General features: G+C 66.6%; 15 protein-coding genes. 9 read left to right on the forward strand and 6 right to left on the reverse strand.

Annotated features, from left to right (window positions below; genetic code table 11):
- Positions 1-8: 8 nt before the first annotated feature.
- Complete coding sequence (locus ACVXZ4_RS08000) at positions 9-725, reverse strand: DUF4191 domain-containing protein (protein WP_461797698.1); 717 nt, start codon at positions 723-725, stop codon at positions 9-11.
- Positions 726-845: 120 nt separating this feature from the next.
- Here ACVXZ4_RS08000 and ACVXZ4_RS08005 point away from each other — a divergent pair, with 120 nt between their 5' ends.
- On the forward strand, positions 846-2,369 hold the full coding sequence (locus tag ACVXZ4_RS08005) for a protein kinase domain-containing protein (protein ID WP_461797699.1): 1,524 nt from the start codon (positions 846-848) through the stop codon (positions 2,367-2,369).
- Positions 2,370-2,399: 30 nt separating this feature from the next.
- On the opposite strand, the gene ACVXZ4_RS08010 is transcribed toward ACVXZ4_RS08005, so the two are convergent.
- From ACVXZ4_RS08010 to ACVXZ4_RS08020, 3 genes are all read right to left on the reverse strand, one after another.
- Complete coding sequence (locus ACVXZ4_RS08010) at positions 2,400-4,022, reverse strand: 2-oxo acid dehydrogenase subunit E2 (protein WP_461797700.1); 1,623 nt, start codon at positions 4,020-4,022, stop codon at positions 2,400-2,402.
- A 72-nt stretch (positions 4,023-4,094) separates the two neighbouring features.
- Positions 4,095-5,468, reverse strand: a complete 1,374-nt coding sequence (gene lpdA, locus ACVXZ4_RS08015) for a dihydrolipoyl dehydrogenase (protein ID WP_461797701.1) — start codon at positions 5,466-5,468, stop codon at positions 4,095-4,097.
- Between the two features lie 100 nt (positions 5,469-5,568).
- Positions 5,569-7,062 carry a leucyl aminopeptidase gene (locus ACVXZ4_RS08020; RefSeq protein ID WP_461797702.1) on the reverse strand — a complete coding sequence of 498 codons (1,494 nt, stop codon included), beginning with the start codon at positions 7,060-7,062 and terminating at the stop codon, positions 5,569-5,571.
- A gap of 115 nt (positions 7,063-7,177) precedes the next feature.
- Here ACVXZ4_RS08020 and ACVXZ4_RS08025 point away from each other — a divergent pair, with 115 nt between their 5' ends.
- The 7 genes from ACVXZ4_RS08025 to ACVXZ4_RS08055 all read left to right on the forward strand — a co-directional run bounded on the left by ACVXZ4_RS08025 (position 7,178) and on the right by ACVXZ4_RS08055 (position 14,956).
- Positions 7,178-8,107 carry a proteasome assembly chaperone family protein gene (locus tag ACVXZ4_RS08025; RefSeq protein ID WP_461797703.1) on the forward strand — a complete coding sequence of 310 codons (930 nt, stop codon included), beginning with the start codon at positions 7,178-7,180 and terminating at the stop codon, positions 8,105-8,107.
- Positions 8,108-8,157: 50 nt separating this feature from the next.
- A complete protein-coding gene (locus ACVXZ4_RS08030) occupies positions 8,158-9,501 on the forward strand; it encodes an MFS transporter (RefSeq protein ID WP_461797704.1) in 1,344 nt (447 codons plus the stop codon).
- Between the two features lie 240 nt (positions 9,502-9,741).
- Positions 9,742-11,094, forward strand: a complete 1,353-nt coding sequence (locus tag ACVXZ4_RS08035; protein WP_461797705.1) for an RNA polymerase sigma factor — start codon at positions 9,742-9,744, stop codon at positions 11,092-11,094.
- Between the two features lie 8 nt (positions 11,095-11,102).
- Positions 11,103-12,452 carry a MurT ligase domain-containing protein gene (locus ACVXZ4_RS08040; protein WP_461797706.1) on the forward strand — a complete coding sequence of 450 codons (1,350 nt, stop codon included), beginning with the start codon at positions 11,103-11,105 and terminating at the stop codon, positions 12,450-12,452.
- Entirely contained in the window at positions 12,449-13,201 is a 753-nt protein-coding gene (locus ACVXZ4_RS08045) for a type 1 glutamine amidotransferase (protein ID WP_461797707.1), read from the forward strand. Before ACVXZ4_RS08040 ends, ACVXZ4_RS08045 begins: the two co-directional genes overlap by 4 nt.
- 31 nt (positions 13,202-13,232) lie before the next feature.
- The gene (locus ACVXZ4_RS08050) at positions 13,233-13,895 is read left to right on the forward strand and encodes an alanine racemase (protein ID WP_461797708.1); all 663 of its coding nucleotides are present in this window, start codon (positions 13,233-13,235) and stop codon (positions 13,893-13,895) included.
- Complete coding sequence (locus ACVXZ4_RS08055; RefSeq protein ID WP_461797709.1) at positions 13,895-14,956, forward strand: alanine racemase; 1,062 nt, start codon at positions 13,895-13,897, stop codon at positions 14,954-14,956. The genes ACVXZ4_RS08050 and ACVXZ4_RS08055 overlap by 1 nt, the downstream gene beginning before the upstream one ends.
- 81 nt (positions 14,957-15,037) lie before the next feature.
- Here ACVXZ4_RS08055 and ACVXZ4_RS08060 read toward each other — a convergent pair whose 3' ends face one another.
- Positions 15,038-15,274: a DUF7455 domain-containing protein gene (locus tag ACVXZ4_RS08060; protein ID WP_461797710.1), complete on the reverse strand. Its 237-nt coding sequence runs from the start codon at positions 15,272-15,274 to the stop codon at positions 15,038-15,040.
- 225 nt (positions 15,275-15,499) lie between these two features.
- On the opposite strand from ACVXZ4_RS08060, the gene ACVXZ4_RS08065 reads away from it, so the two are divergent.
- Positions 15,500-17,599: a DNA gyrase/topoisomerase IV subunit B gene (locus ACVXZ4_RS08065; protein WP_461797711.1), complete on the forward strand. Its 2,100-nt coding sequence runs from the start codon at positions 15,500-15,502 to the stop codon at positions 17,597-17,599.
- Between the two features lie 266 nt (positions 17,600-17,865).
- Here ACVXZ4_RS08065 and ACVXZ4_RS08070 read toward each other — a convergent pair whose 3' ends face one another.
- Positions 17,866-20,328, reverse strand: a complete 2,463-nt coding sequence (locus ACVXZ4_RS08070; RefSeq protein WP_461797712.1) for a DNA gyrase/topoisomerase IV subunit A — start codon at positions 20,326-20,328, stop codon at positions 17,866-17,868.
- Positions 20,329-20,338: the final 10 nt, after the last annotated feature.

The following is a 20,338-nucleotide window of genomic DNA, read 5'->3' on the forward strand; positions in this document are numbered from 1 at the left end:
GATGCCGCTTAGCGGGGCCGGGGTGCGCGCGCCCGCAGGGGATCGACACCCTTCGGGATCGGAAGCTGGTTCTTTCCGAGGGATGAGAGGCGATTGCTCACCGCGTAGATCTCACCCTTGTTCAGTGACCGCTTGAAACGCGCCATCTTGCCGGCGAGCTTGTGTAGCGGTACGGCATCCTCGTCCGGGCCGACGTGAAGGAAGTGCACGCTGACGTTGGGCAGGATTCTCGTGACACGGCGACGCTCCTCGTCGAGCATCTTCTGCGTGCGGCTCTTCGGGCCTTCCCCGATCAGCACGACACCGCCGTTGCCGACGGCGCGGTAGACGGCGTCCTGGGTCTTCGGGCTGACCGCGACGGGCATCTCGCTCGCGGTCCAGCCGCGTCGGAGCGAACTCTTCAATACGGCCCCGACAGCGCCGGGCTGCCCCTCGATCTGCGAATACGCGGCCCGCTCGGCGAGCCGGCCGAGCACGATGAGGAAGAGCAGCACGCCACCGAGCACACCGGCGACGATCCAGAGCACGAACCCGAAGACGTTGTCGACCCCGGAGATCAGGAAGCCGGCGACGATGCCGACGAGGATCGGGGCGAGGAAGGCGAGGAGGAACCACCAGATCGCGTTCGAATCGTAGCGACGGGTCATCTGGAAGACCTGGTACATCTGCTTGAGACGACCGGGCTCTTTCGCAGCTTTCGGGGCCGAATTCTGGGTGCGTGCCATGAGTCAAGGATACGGCCTGCCCGCGAGGGTCTGCTCCCTCACAAGCGAAGACCCGTCTGCCTTGTCCACCGGTATCGGCGGCGGGAGGAGCGGAAGGCGCGTGTTCGCGATACTCGCAGCATGGACACCGTCGGCGGCTATCGGCTCGTGCGCAAACTGGGCGAGGGCAATCGAGCGGAGATCCATCTGGGCCACGCCGGGTCGCGGGAGCCGCCGGACGGCGACCGCATCGCCGCGGTCAAGGTCTATCGACCGGCGACGGATGATGCGAGCATCGATCGCGAGATCGAGGCGCTGGCACGCATATCGTCCCGCCACCTCCTCGAGCTGAAGGATCTGGCGACGGGTCCGGACGGACGACCATGCCTCATCCTCCCGCGGTTGGGATCGGGGACCCTCGCCCGACTGCTCGCCGTGCGGGGTACCGTGCACGCGGGGGAGGCGGTGAGCATCCTTGTACCGCTCCTCGAGGCGGTTCGCGAGCTTCATCGCGTGGGTGTCGCCCACGGGGCCGTGGCGGCGAGCTCCGTGCTCTTCGACGACCACGGTGCGCCGGTGCTTGCGCGTTTCGGCGGTGTGAGCCTCATCGGTGACTTTCCCGCGACCGGCCAGGACCACAGTCTCACTCCCGCCCGGCTCGACGAACATCCCGATGCCGTCCTCGACCGGGTCGGGATGGGCAGACTCGTCGGTGCCGTGCTCGATCGTCTCGACGCCTCCGGCTCTCCCGCCGTGGCGACCGCGATCCGTGGTCGGATCGAGGCGGTGCCGTCGACCGACGCCGACCTGGCTTCGTTGGTCGACCTGCTCTTCGAGCTCGAGCCGGCCCTGCCCATCCGTTTCGACGATGACGATCTTCCCGAAGCTGGGGAGTCGCTGCCCTTGCCGAGCCTGATCTCGGCGGAGCGACTGACGGAGCGACGGGCCGGGCGAGGGGCCGAGCGAGGGGCGGGGGCGCGCCCAGTGCTCCCGCTGCAACCGGGTGGCGTTGGCGGTCTCGCGGTGGAGACGCTGCCAGTGTGGACGCGGCCGTCAGAGATCGGAGGTCGCGACGAGCATCCGCTCGCGAGCCTGCGCGCGAGAGCGCTGGCGATACTGGCCCCGGTACGCATGCCGGTGTGGATCGCGGGTGGTGCGGGTCTCGGCGCCCTGGTGATCGCCCTCACAGTGATCCCTGCCGCTCATTCCGAGCCCGCGCCGTCGGTGACACCGGGGTCGTCATCGTCCGCACCCTCCCGGGGAGCGACGGCGCGCCCGGCATCCACCGCGTCGTCGCCCCAGCCGCCAGCCGACCGGGCGATCGAGGGCGAAGACCCGCTCGCCGCCGCACGGGCGCTCCTCGCCGCGCGAACGCGCTGTTTCGCCGGCACGACGCCGCAGTGTTTCGATGGCGTCGACCAGGCTGGTTCAGCGGTGATCGAGGCCGACCGGGAGATCTTCCGTCGCGCGAAGAAGGGAGTGCCGCTCCCCGCCGATGCAACCCTGGAGGGGTTCAGCCCGCGCCTCATCCAGCAACTCGGCGATTCTGCGATCATCCAGCTGGTGGATGCCGACGGAGGCGCAGTCACAACGAAGAATCCGGCCCCGCTCCTCTTGGTGAGAAACGAGGCCGGATGGCGGATCAGGGATCTGGCGCTCGGCTAAGCCGTGCGCGCGATCACTCGCTCTGGATCTTCAGTAACCGAGGTTGCCCGCGAATTCGCCGCCCTCGAGGCGATTCTTCACCGCGACGAGGAACCGTGCCGCGTCGGCACCGTCGACGATGCGGTGATCGTACGACAGCGCGAGGTAGACCGTGGAACGGATGGCGATCGCGTCGAGACCGCCGCTCGAGACGACGACCGGCTTCTTCGCGACGATTCCGGTACCGAGAATTGCCGACTGGGGCAGGAACACGATCGGAGTGTCGAAGAGGGCACCACGTGAACCGGTGTTGGTGAGCGTGAAAGTGCCCCCGGCCAGCTCGTCGGGCTTCAGCTTGTTGTCGCGGGTGCGGGCGGCGAGATCGGCGATCTGCGCGGCGAGCCCGGCGAGGTCGAGAGATCCGGCATCCCGGATCACCGGCGTCAGAAGCCCGCGCTCGGTGTCGACCGCGATGGAGATGTTCTCCTGCGCCGGGTACACGATGGTGTCGCCATCGATCGTCGCGTTGATGATCGGGAACGCGCGCAGTGCCTCGGCTGCGGCCAACGCGAAGAAGGGCAGGAATGAGAGCTTCTGTCCTGTCTTGGCGAGGAACTCCGCCTTCACCGAATCACGGAAGTTCGCGACAAGGGTGACGTCAACCTCGACCACCGAGGTGAGCTGCGCCGACGACTGCATCGAGATGACGGCACGCTCGGCGATCACCTTGCGAAGACGGGACATCGGAACGCTGGTTCCCCGGAGGGGGGAGGTCTCGAGCGGTGCGGCCGCGGCCGGAGCGGCGGGCACTGCCTCTGCGGGCGGTGCAGTTTCGGCCGTGGCCGTGAGCACGTCTTCCTTGCGGATGCGTCCGCCGACGCCGGAACCGGCGATCGTGGAGAGGTCGATGCCCTTTTCATTGGCGAGCTTGCGCACCAGGGGGGTGACGTATCCCGGGTTCGCGTCGAGCGCCGGCGCGGTTGCCGGAGCCGGGGCTGCGACGGGAACCGGCGCAGCCACAGGAGTTGGTGCGGCGACCGGGGCCGCCGCAGCGGGGGCCTCGGCAGCGGGGGTTTCGACAGCGGGGGTTTCGGCAGCGGGGGCCGGATCGACAGCATCCGCCGGGGCGGGTGCGGCCGGAGCAGACGGAGCCTGCTCGTCCGGCGCGGGGGCGTCGGTCGAAGGAACTTCGGCGACGGGCGACTCGGCGATCGGTGCCTCGGCAGGCGCCTCCACCACAGGCTGCGGCGCGGCGGGCTGCGCGGTAGCGGCGGGCGCTGCAGCCTGCGGCGGAGCTGAGATCTGCTCGGGTGCTGCAGCCGCGACCGGCTCGGGCTGCACTTCGGCGACGGGTTGCGCGTCTTCGGGCGGGGCGGGCGTGACCGCCTCGGGAGCGGCCTCTGCGGGCGCCTCCGGAGCGGCATCCGAGGATCCGGAACCATCACCGATGGTCACGAGTGGGGTCCCGACCTCGACGGTCTCGTCCTCGGTCACCAGGATCGCTTCGATCACGCCGGCGATAGGCGACGGGATCTCGGTGTCGACCTTGTCGGTCGAGACTTCGAGCAGCGGCTCGTCCACCTCGACGCGGTCTCCCACGTTCTTCAACCAGCGGGTCACCGTGCCCTCGGTGACACTCTCTCCGAGTGCCGGGAGGTTGACGGATTCGCTCATCAGTGATGCTCCTTTAGACCAGTTCTGTTTGTTTAGCTTAGTTCGACCGTGACGCGCTCCCGGGAGCGACGCCTACATCGCGTGGAGCGGTTTGCCCGCGAGGGCCAGGAAGGCCTCGCCGAGCGCTTCATCCTGGGTGGGGTGGGCGTGCAGCAGCGGAGCCAGGTCCTCGGGGTACGCCTCCCAGTTGACCACGAGCTGGGCCTCGCCAATGAGCTCTCCGACGCGCGCGCCAATCATGTGCATCCCGACGACCGGGCCATCGTTCACCCTCACGACCTTTATCGATCCCGCGGTGCCGATGATGTGGCTCTTGCCGTTGCCGGCGAGGTTGTAGTCGTACGTGGTCACCTTGTCGGCGCCGTACTTCTCCTGTGCCTTCACCTCGGACAGGCCGACCGACGCGACCTCCGGGTCGGAGTAGGTGACCTTCGGGATGTTGATGTCCTCGATGACGATCGGGTTGAGCCCCGCGATCTCCTCTGCAACGAAGATGCCCTGTTGGAATCCGCGGTGCGCGAGCTGGAGGCCAGGGACGATGTCTCCGACGGCATAGACATTCGGCACGCTCGTGAGGAGGCGCTCGTTCGTGATGACGAATCCGCGATCCATCGTCACACCGACCTCTTCATAGCCGAGCCCGGCGGTAGCCGGCCCGCGTCCGACGGCCACGAGCAGCAACTCGGCCTCGAAGGTCTGGCCGTCTTCGAGGGTGACGACGACTCCGTCGTCGTTCTGGGTCACGCTCTGGAAGCGGACGCCGAGGCTGAAGTTGATACCGCGCTTGCGGAAGGCACGCTCGAATTGCTTGCTGATTGCCTCATCCTCATTGGGGACGAGATGCGGGAGCGCTTCGATGATCTGCACGTCGGTGCCCCAGGACTTCCAGACGCTAGAGAACTCCACGCCGATGACGCCGCCGCCGAGCACAAGGACCTTCTTCGGCACGAAGTCGAGTTCCAGGGCCTGCTCCGAGGTGATGACGCGTCCGCCGATCTCGAGCCCGGGAAGCGAGCGCGAGTACGAACCGGTGGCAAGGATCACGTTCTTGCCGATGAGGGTGTTTTCGCCGACAGTGACCGTGTTGGCGGCGCTGAGGCGACCCTCTCCCGGGATCACGGTGATGCCGCGGGCCTTGATGAGGCCCTGCAGGCCCTTGTACTTGCTTGCGACGATTCCCTCGCGGTAGGAGGTCACCGCGGCGATGTCGATGCCACCGAAGGTGGAGGTGACACCGTATTTGGCCGACTCGCGCGTCACGTCCGCGACCTCGGCGGAGTGCAGGAGTGCCTTGGTAGGAATACATCCCACGTGAAGGCAGGTCCCGCCGAGTTTGTCCTTCTCAACGAGGGCTACCGAGAACCCCAACTGGCTGGCTCGCAGTGCAGCGGCATATCCGCCGCTTCCTGCTCCGAGGACGACTATGTCGAAGTTCTGCTCAGGCACCCGGCGACTCCCTTGGGTTTCTTTGTAAAGTGTGCGTTAGCCCGGCCAAGAGGCTTGACGGGCCGCGTGGCCCGATTATTTTCGGGCCACAAAGACCTTACTACGCGAGCGAAATCTCCTCGGCCAGCGCGAGCAGGGTTCGCACTGCCACACCGCTCGGACCGGTGGGGATGTAACCGTAACCACCGCCGGCATTGTGGGCCGGCCCGGCGATGTCGATGTGCGCCCACGGGATGCGGCCGGCGGAGGCATCCGCCCGCGTTCCGACGAATTCCTGGAGGAACACCCCGGCGAGGAGCATTCCCGCGGCGGTGTTGCCGATCTTGGCGTTGGCGATATCTGCGACGTCGGATTTCAGGAGTGCGCGCAGCTCGCCCGGCAGCGGCATCGGCCAGAACTGCTCGCCGACGGAGCGGGCGGTGGCGGTGACCTGGGCGACCAGCGCGTCCTCGCCCATCACGCCCGAGTAGCGGTCTCCGAGCGCGACCCGCTGGGCGCCGGTGAGGGTTGCGACGTCGATGATCGCATCCGGGAACTCCTCGCTCGCGGCGACGAGTCCGTCTGCCATTACGAGACGGCCCTCTGCGTCGGTGTTGAGCACCTCGACAGTCGTGCCGCCTTTCATCCGCAACACGTCATTGGGGCGCGTCGCCGAGCCGGACGGCATGTTCTCGGCAAGGCACAGCCACGCCGTGAGTCGGATGTCGAGTCCGAGCCGTGCGGCGGCGAAAACAGCCGCCATGACGGTGGCCGCCCCCGCCATGTCGTACTTCATGCCCACCATCCCGGCCGGGGGCTTGAGCGAGAGTCCTCCCGTATCGAACGTGATGCCTTTGCCGACGAGAGCCAGATGCGAACGCGCGGTGTCGGGGGAGTAGCTGATCTTCACCAACCGCGGCCCGCGGGTCGAGCCCTGGCCCACCCCGAGGATGCCGCCGAAGTCCCCGGCGAGCAGCTCGTCCTCGTCGAGCACCTCGACGACGACGGGAAGGTCTTCGGCGAGTTCGAGCACCGCGTCGGCGAAACTCTCGGGGTAGAGATCGGAGGGGGGCGCATTGACCAGGTCGCGAACCGAATGGATGGCACCGGCGACGACCGCGGCGCGTGAGAGGAGCTGTTCGTCGGCTTCGACGAAGGTCGCGACGGTGATCGCGGACGCCGGGAGCTTCGTCTTGGCCAGGGAGGACGACCGATAGGCCGTGTAGGAGTATCCGCCGATCGCCGCACCCTCGAGAACCGCGAGCACCTGAGCGGAGGAAGAGGTCGGAAGGGCGATCGCGAGCGAGGTGACACCGGTGAGTCGGCGTGCGGCGGTGCCGGCGGCGTACCGGAGCGAGTCCTGATCGGGATTCGCGCTCCCGAGACCGACGAGGGCGATGCTGCGGGCACTTCCGACGGAGGCGGGGAGGCGCACCAATTCGTCCGCTCCACCGGTCACCCCGAAGCCCGCGAGACTCGACGCCAGGTCGCGGAGAGCCTCGTCATCCGACAGCAGCACTGGGCCGTCATCCGTCGCTCGGACTCCGAGCACGAGCACATCGACATCGAGCGAGAGGGGGGATTCGAGCGAGAGGGACAGAGAGGGCACGGTCATTGCGCCATCGTATCCGGCGCGGCTGCGGCGCCCTGCCGCGTCGACGTTGGCCCTGTTCGCTCTGGGCACCAACGCGGGGCCGGTCTGCGGCAGAGGCCACGCTTAGAGTTAAACAATGCAAAATCCCGATGGTCTCTATGAGCTGAACCCGGCCTCCGCCGAGGTTCCCGAGGGCCTCAATCTCATCGCCGGCCTCACCGGCTTCGCCGACGCGGGCGGTGCCGTGACGCAGTTGAGCGAGTACCTGCTCAACACTGTCGACTACCGGGAGGTCGCCACCTTCGATGCCGACATCCTCCTCGACTACCGGGCACGGCGCCCGACGATCTACTTCGACCAGGACCATCTCGCCGACTATCGACCGCCGCGCCTCGCGCTGTACCTCGCGACCGATGAGATCGGCCAGCCCTTCCTCTTCCTCACCGGGTTCGAGCCCGATTTCCAGTGGGAGCGTTTCACCGATGCGGTGATCCAGCTCATTGCCCGCTTCAAGGTGAAGGCGACGACCTGGGTCCACGCCATCCCGATGCCCGTGCCGCACACGCGCCCGATCGGCGTGACCGTGAGCGGAAACCGCACCGAACTCATCGATGCGATGTCCATCTGGAAGCCGCGAACGCAGGTCCCCTCCAATGCCCTGCACCTCGTGGAGTACCGCCTGCAGCAGCAGTCACACCCGACCGCGGGTTTCGTGTTGCTGATTCCGCACTACCTCGCCGACACCGAGTTCCCGGATGCCGCGGTGAAGGCACTCGAATCGATCAGCGCGGCGACCGGGCTGATCTTCCCCACCGACGCGCTCCGCGAAGAGGGCCGGGACTTCCTCACCAAGATCGACAGCCAGGTCGAGACCAACCCGGAGCTCGCCCGACTAGTCGGTACCCTCGAAGAGCGCCACGACTCCTACATGGAGGGCAACCCGCTCCGGTCCCCCCTCACGGACATCGACGGCGAACTCCCGTCCGCGGACGAGATCGCGGCCGAGCTGGAGAACTTCCTCGCAGCCCGCCGCAACGGCGAGGACACCGAACCCTTCTCCCTCTAGAAGTCGGACGTCGGCCGGCCCGACGAATCGCCCCGGGATACAGTGGACTGGTGAATTCTCGGCGCTCCTGGCTCATCTGGGGTGTTGCGGTCTTCGCCTACATCGTGGCCGTGATGCAGCGCACCTCGCTCGGTGTCTCCGGTATCGAGGCCGCACACCGCTTCGATGTCTCGGCCTCGGTGCTCTCGAGCCTCGCCGTCGTGCAGCTGATGGTCTATGCGGCCCTTCAGATCCCCACCGGCGTGCTGCTCGACCGAGTGGGTCCGAAGGTGCTGATCGCCGCCGGTGCGGTGCTGATGCTCGCCGGGCAGCTCACGCTCGCCATCGCACCGTCCATCGGAGTCGCGATCCTCGGACGCATCCTCGTCGGCGCCGGCGACGCGCTCACGTTCATCTCGGTGATCCGTCTACTCGCGTCCTGGTTCCGCGGACGTCTCTTGCCCCAGGTGTCCCAGTGGACCGGCAACATCGGCCAGCTCGGCCAGGTGCTGTCGGCCATCCCCCTCTCCCTGTTGCTTCACCGGTTCGGTTGGACGCCGGCGTTCCTGTCCGCCGCAGCACTCTCGCTTCTGGCGGCGGTGCTCGTGGTTGTTCTCCTCGCGAACGGCCAGCCCACCACCCGGATTCCGGATGCCGCGGCCGCCGACCGTGCAACCTCCTGGACGGCGGCATTACGCCAGCTACGCGAATCGCTCGCCCGGCCGGGAACGCAACTCGGATTCTGGTCGCACTTCGTCACCCAGTCCTCCGGTACGGTGTTCTCCCTTCTGTGGGGATTCCCGCTGCTCACCGCCGGCCTCGGCTATTCGCCGGCCACGGCCTCGGGGCTCCTCACCCTCATCGTCGCCGCCGGGGTGGTCAGCGGACCGATTCTCGGCATCCTCACCGCCCGGTACCCGATGCGGCGGTCGAACCTGGTGATCGGGATCGTGACGATGATCGGGATCACCTGGACCGTCGTGCTCGCCTGGCCGGGGCATCCACCGTTCTGGCTCGTCGTCACCCTCGTGGTCGTCCTCGGGATCGGGGGACCGGGTTCGCTCATCGGGTTCGATTTCGCCCGCACCTTCAACCCCATGCGCAGTCTCGGTTCGGCTAACGGAGTCGTGAACGTCGGAGGCTTCCTCGCCAGCTTCGTCATGATGTATCTGATCGGCCTGGCCCTCGACCTGCAGAACGCAGCGCGAATCTCCGGCGGAGCCGCGAGTGATGTCTTCTCGTGGGATTCCTTTCGCATCGCACTGCTCGTGCAATACCTCGTGATCGGCACGGGGATGGCGTTCCTGGTGCGTGCGCGACGGCGAACCCGCCGTCGCCTGCACGCGGACGAGGGAATAGAAGTGGCCCCGCTGTGGGTTTCTCTAGTCAGGTCGCGGAGACGTCCTAGCGGATAGTGCGCCTATATAGCGATCCGGTCGAGTTGGCAAGGGTCATTGTGAATCCGTGCAATAATTGTCGTAAGACCCGTTCAGGTTCTGGTAGTTCGTTTGCAGCATTGCTGCGCGAAGACACAGGACTTGACATGGGTCTTAGTGCTGCCCGAAAAGCCCGTTGACGAAAGCGCAGCGGGCGGGGGTCGTTCTACCAGTGATGGGCGTGTGACGCCTGAAGAACAACTAGTGAAAGGTGTCCCGATGGCCACCCGAACCAAAACCACCGCGGTCGCGGAACCCGATGTCGCCGATGAGGTCAGTGTCGACCTCGTGGACGCCGTCGCCGCGCCCGTGAAGAAGGCCGCCCCCGCCCGGAAGGTCGCAGCTAAGAAAGCCCCGGCTGCCGATGCGAAGGCCGTTGCGGACAAGCCTGCGGCCAAGAAGGCCCCGGCAAAGCGGGCCACGAAGGCCGCGACCTCCGAAGACGAGGACGGCCCGGATCACGACGCCGACACCGAGGTGGAAGTCGTTGTCGTCGTCGATGACTCCAAAGACGACGACTCCAAGGACGAGATCGCCGAGGACTCGGACGACGACAAGGAAGAGAAGACCGCAGAGGTGCTCCCGTCGGGCGCGCTCGTGCTCTCCCTCGTCGATGACGAGGACGAGGTGCCCGTCTACTCCTCCGCGATCACGGGAGCCACGGCCGACCCGGTCAAGGATTACCTGAAGCAGATCGGAAAGGTCGCACTCCTCAACGCGGCCGAAGAGGTCGAGCTCGCCATGCGCATCGAGGCCGGTCTGTTCGCTGAGGACAAGCTCGCCGACATGACGCCGGCGGAGCTCAAGTCGCAGCTCGGCCGTGAGTTGACCTGGGTGGCGAAAGACGGGCAGAGAGCGAAGAGCCATCTTCTCGGAGCCAACCTCCGCCTCGTCGTCTCGCTCGCCAAGCGCTACACGGGTCGCGGCATGCAGTTCCTCGACCTGATCCAGGAGGGCAACCTCGGCCTGATCCGTGCCGTCGAGAAGTTCGACTACACCAAGGGCTTCAAGTTCTCGACCTACGCGACGTGGTGGATCCGCCAGGCGATCACCCGGGCGATGGCCGACCAGGCCCGCACCATCCGCATCCCGGTGCATATGGTCGAGGTCATCAACAAGCTTGCCCGCGTCCAGCGCCAGATGCTGCAGGACCTCGGACGCGAGCCCACTCCCGAGGAGCTGAGCCGAGAGCTCGACATGACCCCGGAGAAGGTCATCGAGGTGCAGAAGTACGGCCGCGAGCCGATCTCGCTTCACACCCCCCTCGGCGAGGACGGCGACAGTGAATTCGGAGACCTCATCGAGGACACCGAGGCCGTCGTGCCGGCGGATGCGGTGGGCTTCACCATGCTCCAGAAGCAGCTCGAATCACTGCTCGACTCGCTCTCCGAGCGTGAGGCGGGCGTGATCCGGATGCGTTTCGGACTCGGAGACGGGATGCCGAAGACCCTCGACCAGATCGGTGACACGTTCGGTGTGACGCGCGAGCGCATCCGCCAGATCGAGTCAAAGACGATGGCGAAACTCCGCCACCCGTCGCGGTCGCAGTCGCTGCGCGATTACCTCGAGTAAACCGCGCTGTGAGCCAGACAGAACTGAACGCCGCACCGAAGCGACCGTCGACCGGGCTGAAGTACTTCATCCCGGTCGTCGCCGGAAAAGTCGTGCGCGCCCTCGCGAAGATCCGCGGCGGCGGGTCGGCTTTCCCCGGCTACGTCACGACGAAGCTCGCTCCCGATTTCCTCCGGGATGTCACGGGCCAGTTCCGTTACGGCATCGTCTACGTGCTGGGGAGCAACGGCAAGTCCACGACGACGCACATGCTCACCGAGGTGCTGCGGGGGCACGGCCTCACGGTTTTCACTAACCCGTCGGGGGCAAATCTCCCGCAGGGGATCGCGTCGTCGATCCTCGCGGAGTCAAGCGTTCTCGGCAGGCTGGACGCCGACATCGGGGTTCTCGAAGTGGACGAGGCCTTCGCGCTCGAGTTCGCTGCGGTGGTGCCCCCGTCGACGGTTCTGGTGCTCAACACCCAGGTCGACCAGCTCTACCGGTTCTACGAAACCGAACGTGTTGCCGACATGATGCTCGACACGGCCCAGCGCGCAGCGCAGCACATCGTGACCAACCGCGAGGATCCCTACCTCTCGAAGATCGCCCGGCGCTATCCCACCGGAGACGCGACGACCGCGCCTGACATCACGTATTTCGGGGCCTCGGCCGACGTCATCGCGAGCGCACCGCACGGATTGTTCAACGCCACCGACTACCGTGACGCGACAGTGGCGGCAGAAGGTCATTCCGCGCTGGCCGAACTGGTGGCGACGGATCGCGCGGGAGCGACGATCACAGTCGACGGCACCGTGCTCGACGTCACCCTTCCGGCCAAAGGCCTCCACTACGCGATCGATGCTGCTGCGGCCCTTGCAACGGCGGCGGTCATCCTCGGGGATCGCTTCGACGGCGCATCGTCGGCGGCGGCCTTCGCCGCCATGAAGCCCGCCTACGGCCGGGGTGAGCTGCTCGACTTCACGAATCGCGATGGCGTGAGCGAGCAGGTCGAATTCGTCATGTTCAAGAACGCCGCAAGCCTGCAGCTGAACCTAGACGCGCTACCCGAGCCTCCCCAGCAGGTGCTCCTCGCCATCGACGAGGGAACGCCCGACATCTCGTGGATCTACGATATCGATTTCGCCGCGCTCGACCACGTGGATGTGATCACCGGGGCCAAGGCCTGGCAGATCGCGCTGCGTCTCGAGCACGAGGGGATCACGATCGGCGCCGTCGAGCCCGACCTCAAGAAGGCCATCGACATCATGCGCTCGCTTCCCCAGCCCTCGACCGGACTCAAGACCTGGATCGTCAACTACGAGATCATGATGCTCGCGCGCAAGCAGATCGGGTTCCTCGAACTGGAGAACCAGCGATGACTGCCCTGACGATCGTGCAGCTCTATCCCGATGAGCTCGGCGTAGCCGGTGACCGTGGCAATGTCATGGCACTGACAACTCGACTGGCTCATGCCGGTCACACTGTCACGGTTGTCGCCCACGAGGTCGGTTCCGTGCTGCCCACTGATGTCGACCTCGTCATCGTGGGCAATGGCCCGCTCTCGGCGATGCGCAACATCCATGCCGATCTCCTGGCCAACGGGGATGCCCTCCGCGCACTCCGCGCGACCGGCGTCCCGGTGTTCGCCTACGGCTCCGGCGCCGAGCTCCTCGGCCACTCTCTCACGCTGATGGACGGCTCATCGCTGGAGGGGCTCGCGATCCTGCCGTTCCGTGCGACCCGGATCCCGACCCGTGCGGTGGGGTACGTCATCGTCGACTCGCCCTTCGGCCAAGTGGTCGGATTCGAGGACAACGCGTCCCGCTGGACGCTGGATGCCGGGGCAAAGCCGCTGGGCATCCTCGAGGCGGGAAGCGGCAACGGCGAGGGGTCCGTCGAGGGCGTCCTCGATACCGGTGCCGCCGGGACCATCGCGATCGGAACGCAGGTCGGTGGCCCCGTGCTGCCCCTCAACCCGCTCCTCAGCGATGCGATCATCGCCTCGATCGGGGAACGACGGGGATTCACAGTCGTGCCGTCCGACCAAGACGAGAGTCTCGAGCGCTATGCCGCGCGGGCACGAGAAGTGATCATCACCCACGCGAAGCACGTATTCTCGAGGATCTAGGTCCTCGAGAATCTATCGCTCAGTCCGAGAGGTGAAGACGCTGCCCGGTTCACGCATCCACAGTGCGAGCATCGACCTCTCGGCGATCCGTGACAACGCCGCCGTGCTCGTCCGCCGTGCCGGATCGCGGGTGCTCGTCGCGGACGTGAGGGCGGATGCTTACGGGCATGGCCTCACCGCGGTGATCGATGCGGCCGTCGACGGCGGGGCATTCGTGCGCGACATCGACTTCTCGTCCGGTCGCGTCGCCGACTTCGTCACCACCGGATCCGCCCTCTACGGGCTGGGAGCCGACCCCGAGCTGCAACCGGCGATGCGGGTCAGCGCGCTCGTCGTCGGCACCAAGACCATCGACGCGGGCGAGAGCGTCTCGTACGGGTACACCTGGACCGCGAGTGCCCGCACCAACCTCGCGCTCGTCGGCATCGGCTACGCCGACGGCCTCGATCGGATTGCGAGCAATGTCGGATCCCTGCTCCTCGGAGGTCGCCCCCGCCGCATCGTTGGCCGGGTGGCCATGAATGCCCTCGTGCTCGACCTCGGACATGACTCGGCGACGATCGGCGACGAGGCTGTGGTATTCGGGGATCCCTCCGTCGGCGAACCCGCCGTCTGGGATTGGGCGGGAAGTCTCGGCCGGCCGACCGCGGAGATCGTCTCGGTCTTCGGCAGCCACCTGCCGCGGGTGTACTGATGTCGACAGCTGCAGCGATCAGCGGGCCCACCGCCACCATCGACCTCTCCGCCTATCGCCGCAATCTCGCCCGGCTGGCCGAGCGGGTCGCACCGGCCGCCCTCATGGCGGTGGTCAAGGCGGATGCCTACGGCCACGGCCTCGTGCCCGTCGCGCGTGCGGCGGTGGAAGCGGGTGTCGCCTGGATCGGAGCGCTGGACGTCGAGACGGGCCTCGAGCTGAGAGAGAATGGTATTCCTCGAGAGGTCGCCGTGTTCTCGTGGCTCCTCGGGCCACACGAGGACTACGCCGCGGCGATCGATGCCGAGCTGGACTTCGGCGTCTCGTCCCTCGTCCAGCTGGATGCGATCGCACGCGCGGGCGCATCCCGTCGAGCTCGGGTACACCTGAAGATCGATACCGGGCTTCATCGCAACGGGGCGAGCATCGAGGACTGGCCGGCGCTGGTGTCCCGCGCGCTCGCCCTGTCCGACAGCATCGAACTGATCGGGGTCTGGACGCACATCGCCGAGGCCTCGGACGACGACGATACCGAGGCGATCGAGCGATTCCGTTGGGCGGTCGGCATCGCCGAGAGCCTTGGGGCGAGCATCACGGTACGCCATCTCGCTGCGAGCGCCGCTGCTTTCGCACGCGCTGACGCCCGCTTCGATCTCGTGCGGATCGGCGCATTCTCCTATGGGATCTCGCCGGGCGACGGGGTGACCCCGTCCTCGCTCTGGCTCGAGCCGGTGATGACGCTCACCGCACCGGTGACCGCGGTGCGCGACGGGCTTGCGACGGTGGGGATCGGCTACGGCGACGGCATCCCGAGCTCCGCGGCGGGAACCCTCCAGGTGTCCATCGACGGCGTCCCCCACGAGATCGTCACGGTGCAGCTCGACCGAATGACCGTCGAAATCGGGGATGCCCTCGTGCGCCCGGGCGATCCGGTCGTACTCTTCGGCAGCGGAGCCGACGGCGAGCCGACCCTCCAGGAGTGGGCGGATGAGCTCGGCACAATCGGCGAAGAGATCGTCACGCGCCTGAGTCCGCGCATCCGTCGTCGCGTCTTCGAGTGAGGCGGGCGCAGACCCCGGCGCACAAGACAGCGCCCCCGGCCGAAGCCGAGGGCGCTGAGAAAAACCGGAGGACGAAGAGGATCAGGCGCGGTTGTCTTGGAGCAGGCGGTCCGACTCGTCGTGCCAGTCGCTGGCGATTGTCGCGAGCTTCTCCTGGTACTTCTTGCCGTGGTGCGCGCAAAACAGCAACTCGCTGGAACCGATGGCGACGCGAATGTACGCCTGCGCGCCACAGCTGTCGCAGCGGTCCGATGCCGTGAGCTGGTGGCTCGAGTCGAGTTCATCCACAGCGGTCGTGTCGGGTGCAATCTGAGTCATGAGTTGCTCCTCCGGTTTCCTATCAATAGTTCGTTGGTCCTATACAAACACGGGTGTGTTACATCCCGGCTACAAAACCTGCGTATTTCGCTGAACGCGTACCCACCCAGTGATGGGGGTGTCGCGCGTCGGTGACGGCGTTCGCTGTCATTAGTGTTGAACCCGGCCCGGCCACCGTCCATTCCCTGTTCCGACGATGCTGGCGGCGGCGCGAAGGAGATTCACGTGGCGAGTTCCGACTATTCCGCACGACACCTTTCGGTGCTCGAGGGACTCGAGGCCGTGCGCAAACGCCCGGGCATGTACATCGGATCCACGGATTCGCGCGGACTGATGCACTGCCTGTGGGAGATCATCGACAACTCCGTCGACGAGGCGCTCGGGGGCAGCGGCGACGAGATCAGCGTCGTGCTCCACAAGGACGACAGCGTCGAGGTTCGCGACCGTGCCCGCGGCATCCCGGTCGACATCGAGCCGAAGACCGGTCTCTCCGGTGTCGAGGTCGTGTTCACGAAGCTCCACGCCGGTGGCAAGTTCGGCAGCGGATCATACGCCGCGTCCGGTGGACTGCACGGGGTCGGGGCATCCGTCGTCAATGCGCTCTCCGAACGACTCGACGTCGAAGTGGATCGGGACGGCAAGACCTGGGCCATGTCGTTCCACCGCGGGGAGCCGGGCATCTTCGCGGACTCGGCGGACGGCCCGCGGGCGGATGCCGTCTTCACGCCGTTCGAGAGCAAAAGCGAGCTGCGCGTCGTCGGAAAGGTCGCGCGCGGCGTCACCGGCACCCGCATCCGATACTGGGCGGATCCGCAGATCTTCAGTCACGGCACGACGTTCCAGACCGAGGAGTTGGCGACCCGTGCGCGGCAGACCGCGTTCCTGGTGCGCGGACTCGGCATCGAGATCACGGATGAGCGCGGTGCGGAGCCGACCCGCGAGCTCTTCCGCTTCGACGGCGGCATCGGGGAGTACGTAGATTTCCTCGCCCCCGACACCGCCCTCACCGAGACATGGCGGATGACCGGCACCGGCACGTTCAGCGAGACCGTCCCTGTGCTCGACGACAAGGGCCACATGGTCGCCACCGAGCTCCAGCGCGAGTGCGAGGTCGATATCGCCCTGCGCTGGGGTACCGGCTACGAGACGGTGTTCCGGAGCTACGTGAACATCATCGCTACCCCGAAGGGCGGCACCCACCAGGCCGGCTTCGAAGCCGGGATGCTCAAATTCCTGCGCTCCCAGGTGGAGCAGAACGCGCGTCGGCTCAAGGTGGGCACGGGGGCGAACAGCACCGAGAAGATCGAGAAGGACGACATCCTCGCCGGCCTCACTGCCGTCTTGACCGTGCGCCTTCCCGAGCCGCAGTTCGAGGGCCAGACCAAGGAGATCCTCGGCACACCGGCGGTACGCAACATCGTCGCGAACGTCGTGGCCAAGACGATGGCGGAGAAGTTCGGCTCCTCCAAGCGCGACGACAAGACCCAGTCGGCACTCGTGCTGGACAAGATCGTCGCAGAGATGAAGTCCCGCATCTCCGCCCGCGCGCACAAGGAGACCCAGCGGCGCAAGAACGCACTCGAGAACTCCTCCCTTCCGGCGAAGCTCGTGGACTGCCGCAGTTCGGATGTCGCGAACAGCGAACTCTTTATCGTGGAGGGCGACTCCGCTCTCGGCACCGCGAAACTCGCCCGCGACAGCGAATACCAAGCGCTGCTGCCGATCCGGGGCAAGATCCTCAACGTGCAGAAGGCCTCTGTCTCCGACATGCTGGGAAATGCGGAGTGCGCTTCGATAATCCAGGTGATCGGAGCCGGATCCGGCCGCAGTTTCGACCTCGCGACGGCGCGCTACGGCAAGGTGATCATCATGAGTGACGCAGATGTGGACGGCGCGCACATCCGCACCCTGCTGCTCACGCTCTTCTTCCGCTACATGCCCGACATGATCAGGGACGGGCGCGTCTACGCCGCAGTTCCCCCGCTGCATCGCGTCATCGTGATGAACCCCGGCACCAAGCCGAATGAGACGATCTACACCTACTCGGAGACCGAGCTGAACGGCGTGCTCGCGGGCCTGAAGAAGTCGAACAAGCGCTACCAGGATCCGATCCAGCGCTACAAGGGGCTCGGCGAGATGGATGCCGACCAGCTGGCGACCACGACGATGGACCGGCACCATCGCACGCTCCGCCGCGTGCAGATCACCGATGCCGTGAATGCCGAGCGAGTGTTCGAGCTCTTGATGGGCAACGACGTCGCACCCCGCAAGGACTTCATCATCGCAGGCTCCGACGGGCTCTCGCGCGAACGCATCGACGTCTGACCGAGTTCGCACGCGAAGTGCGGGATGTGTTCGAGCTCCCGGTGCTGGTCACCCCTTCTGAGTGGCGACCCGCCAGTCACGCCGTCACCCGGAAATGCGGCCGACGGGATGCCATTCTGCGAAGCACGCCTGTGCGAAGCGCGCCTGTGCGAAGCACGCCTGTGCGAAATGCAGGAAAGGCTGTGACAGGTGCGGTCTGTGTGGCACTCCTGCCACAACTGTCACAGGGCATCCTGCATTTCGAACGGGATACCCATCGGTGATGGTCAGCGGATCGGGCTGCCGATCGAGCCCACGACGCCGTCCAGCGGGGTACCGGATGCATCGCGCCGCGCGCCGGCGTCCGGCAGGGTGCGCACCGCGCCATCCGTCCCCACAGCGAGAGCTGGCGAGGGTCCCGCCCAGGCAACCGAGAGCAGGTCTTCCCCCTTGAGGAACGAGTGCGCCCGCACGCCGCCGGTCGCCCGGCCCTTGCCGGGGAACTCGGTGAGCATCGACACCTTCGCCCGGCCGGTCTCCATCCCGGCGATGGTGGCGCTGCTCGTGGACACTGTGGCGACGACGACCACAGCGGATGGGTCCACCGCGCCGAAGAAGATAACGGTGGCCTTCGCGCCGAGGTTGATGCCCGCCATCCCGCCGGCGGAACGGCCCTGCGGCCGCACGCTCGCGGCGGGGAAGTGCAGCAGCTGCGCCTCCGAGGTGATGAAGAGCAGCTCGTCGGTCTCGGGGGACTGGGTAACTCCGACCACGGCGTCTGAGGGCTTGAGGGAGATGATTTCGAAGTCCGGGCGGTTCGCCCAGTCCCCGGGCGTCAGTCGCTTCACGACACCCTGCCGGGTGCCGATGGCGATCGGCTGCTCCGAGGTGAGCGAGACGAGGGCGAGCACCCTTTCCTTCTTGGCATCGATCGCGAGGTAGTCGGTGATGCGCACGCCGGCCGCGAGCTGAATCGAGTTCTCCGGAACGACCGGAAGGTCGACGGGCGTGAGGCGGATGAGTCGACCGAGCGAGGTTACCGCCCCGATCTCCGACCGGCTGGTCGTGACGATCGACGACAGGATCGCGTCGTGCTTGGTGCGCCGGGCGGCGCGCTCTGGCAACTCGGAGGCGGCGTCGGAAAGATCGACGCGGATGGCACGGCCGGTGGTCGACAGGAACACCCGGCATGGCGTGTCGGCTATCTCGAGCACGGCAGCGGCAGCGCGGGCCGCGACGGTCGTGCCGACCGGCGGACGCGCCTCGGTGAGGAGAGTGCGGCGCGGCGTGCCGAAGCGCTCCGCCACCTCCTCGAGCTCGTCCGACACGAGTTGGCGAACGCGCTGCGGTCCGGTGAGCAGTTGCTCGAGTGCTGCGATCTCGGCGAGCAGCTGGTCGCGCTCCGCCTCGAGTTCGATGCGGGAGAACTTGGTGAGTCGACGGAGACGCAGTTCGAGGATGTATTCGGCCTGGATCTGGCTCAGGTCGAAGACATCCATCAGGCGGGTACGGGCCTGGTCGGTGTCGTCGCTCGCGCGGATCACCTGGATGACCTCGTCGATGTCGAGGATCGCCACGAGCAGCCCCTCGACGAGGTGCAGTCGTTCCCTCTTGCGGGCGAGGCGGAACTGGCTTCGTCGCGTGACCACTGAGATGCGGTGGTCGATGTAGACCTGCAGCAGCTCGCGCAGCCCGAGGGTCTTCGGACCTCCGTCGACGAGCGCCACGTTGTTGATGTTGAAGGAGTCCTCGAGGGGGGTGAAGCGGTAGAGCTGCTCGAGCACCGCGTCCGGGCTGAAGCCGGTCTTGATGCCGACCACGAGTCGGAGGCCGTGCTTGCGGTCCGTGAGGTCCGTGACATCCGAGATGCCGTTGAGCTTCTTGGAGTTGACGCCGTCCTTGATCTTCTCGATCACTTTTTCGGCACCCACCATGTAGGGCAGCTCGGTAATGATGAGGCCGGCCTTGCGCGCGGTGATGTTCTCGACCGAGACCCGTGCCCGGGTGCGGAAGCTGCCTCGACCGGTCTCGTACGCGTCCCGGATGCCGGAGAGGCCGATGATCGTGCCGCCCGTCGGAAGGTCGGGGCCGGGTACGAAGGACATCAGGTCGTCGAGCGAGGCATCCGGATGGGCGATGAGGTGACGGGCCGCACCGACCACCTCGATCAGGTTGTGCGGCGCCATGTTGGTCGCCATGCCCACCGCGATGCCGGACGCACCGTTGACCAGCAGGTTGGGGAAGGCCGAAGGCAGCACCTCGGGCTGGGTGAGCTGGTTGTCATAGTTGGGCACGAAGTCCACGACGTCTTCGTCGAGATCCTCGGTCATCGCCATCGCGGCAGCCGTCAGGCGGGCCTCGGTGTAGCGCGGTGCCGCGGGGCCGTCGTCCAGGGTTCCGAAGTTGCCGTGCCCGTCGATCAAGGGAACGCGGAGGATGAAACTCTGCGCGAGGCGCACCATCGCGTCGTAGATCGACGCGTCACCGTGCGGATGCAGCTTGCCCATGACCTCACCGGTGACGCGGGCGGACTTGACGTGTCCGCGGTCGGGCCGGAGACCCATCTCGGTCATCTGGTAGAGGATGCGGCGCTGCACGGGCTTGAGGCCGTCCCGGGCGTCGGGGAGGGCCCGCGAGTAGATCACCGAGTAGGCGTATTCGAGGAACGAGCCCTCCATCTCGGTGGAGACGTCGACGTTGTCGATGCGTTCCCCGCTGGGCTGCGCAAGAGGGATTTCGGGAGTAGTCATAGGATTGCCC

This window comes from Lacisediminihabitans sp. FW035, from assembly GCF_054880895.1.

Coding starts and splice junctions, on each gene's coding strand:
- ACVXZ4_RS08070 (WP_461797712.1), bottom strand. CDS start 20,328: ATGACTACTCCCGAAATCCCTCTTGCGCAGCCCAGCGGGGAACGCATC.
- ACVXZ4_RS08020 (WP_461797702.1), bottom strand. CDS start 7,062: ATGACCGTGCCCTCTCTGTCCCTCTCGCTCGAATCCCCCCTCTCGCTC.
- ACVXZ4_RS08005 (WP_461797699.1), top strand. CDS start 846: ATGGACACCGTCGGCGGCTATCGGCTCGTGCGCAAACTGGGCGAGGGC.
- ACVXZ4_RS08045 (WP_461797707.1), top strand. CDS start 12,449: ATGACTGCCCTGACGATCGTGCAGCTCTATCCCGATGAGCTCGGCGTA.
- ACVXZ4_RS08025 (WP_461797703.1), top strand. CDS start 7,178: ATGCAAAATCCCGATGGTCTCTATGAGCTGAACCCGGCCTCCGCCGAG.
- ACVXZ4_RS08055 (WP_461797709.1), top strand. CDS start 13,895: ATGTCGACAGCTGCAGCGATCAGCGGGCCCACCGCCACCATCGACCTC.
- ACVXZ4_RS08010 (WP_461797700.1), bottom strand. CDS start 4,022: ATGAGCGAATCCGTCAACCTCCCGGCACTCGGAGAGAGTGTCACCGAG.
- ACVXZ4_RS08060 (WP_461797710.1), bottom strand. CDS start 15,274: ATGACTCAGATTGCACCCGACACGACCGCTGTGGATGAACTCGACTCG.
- ACVXZ4_RS08000 (WP_461797698.1), bottom strand. CDS start 725: ATGGCACGCACCCAGAATTCGGCCCCGAAAGCTGCGAAAGAGCCCGGT.
- ACVXZ4_RS08035 (WP_461797705.1), top strand. CDS start 9,742: ATGGCCACCCGAACCAAAACCACCGCGGTCGCGGAACCCGATGTCGCC.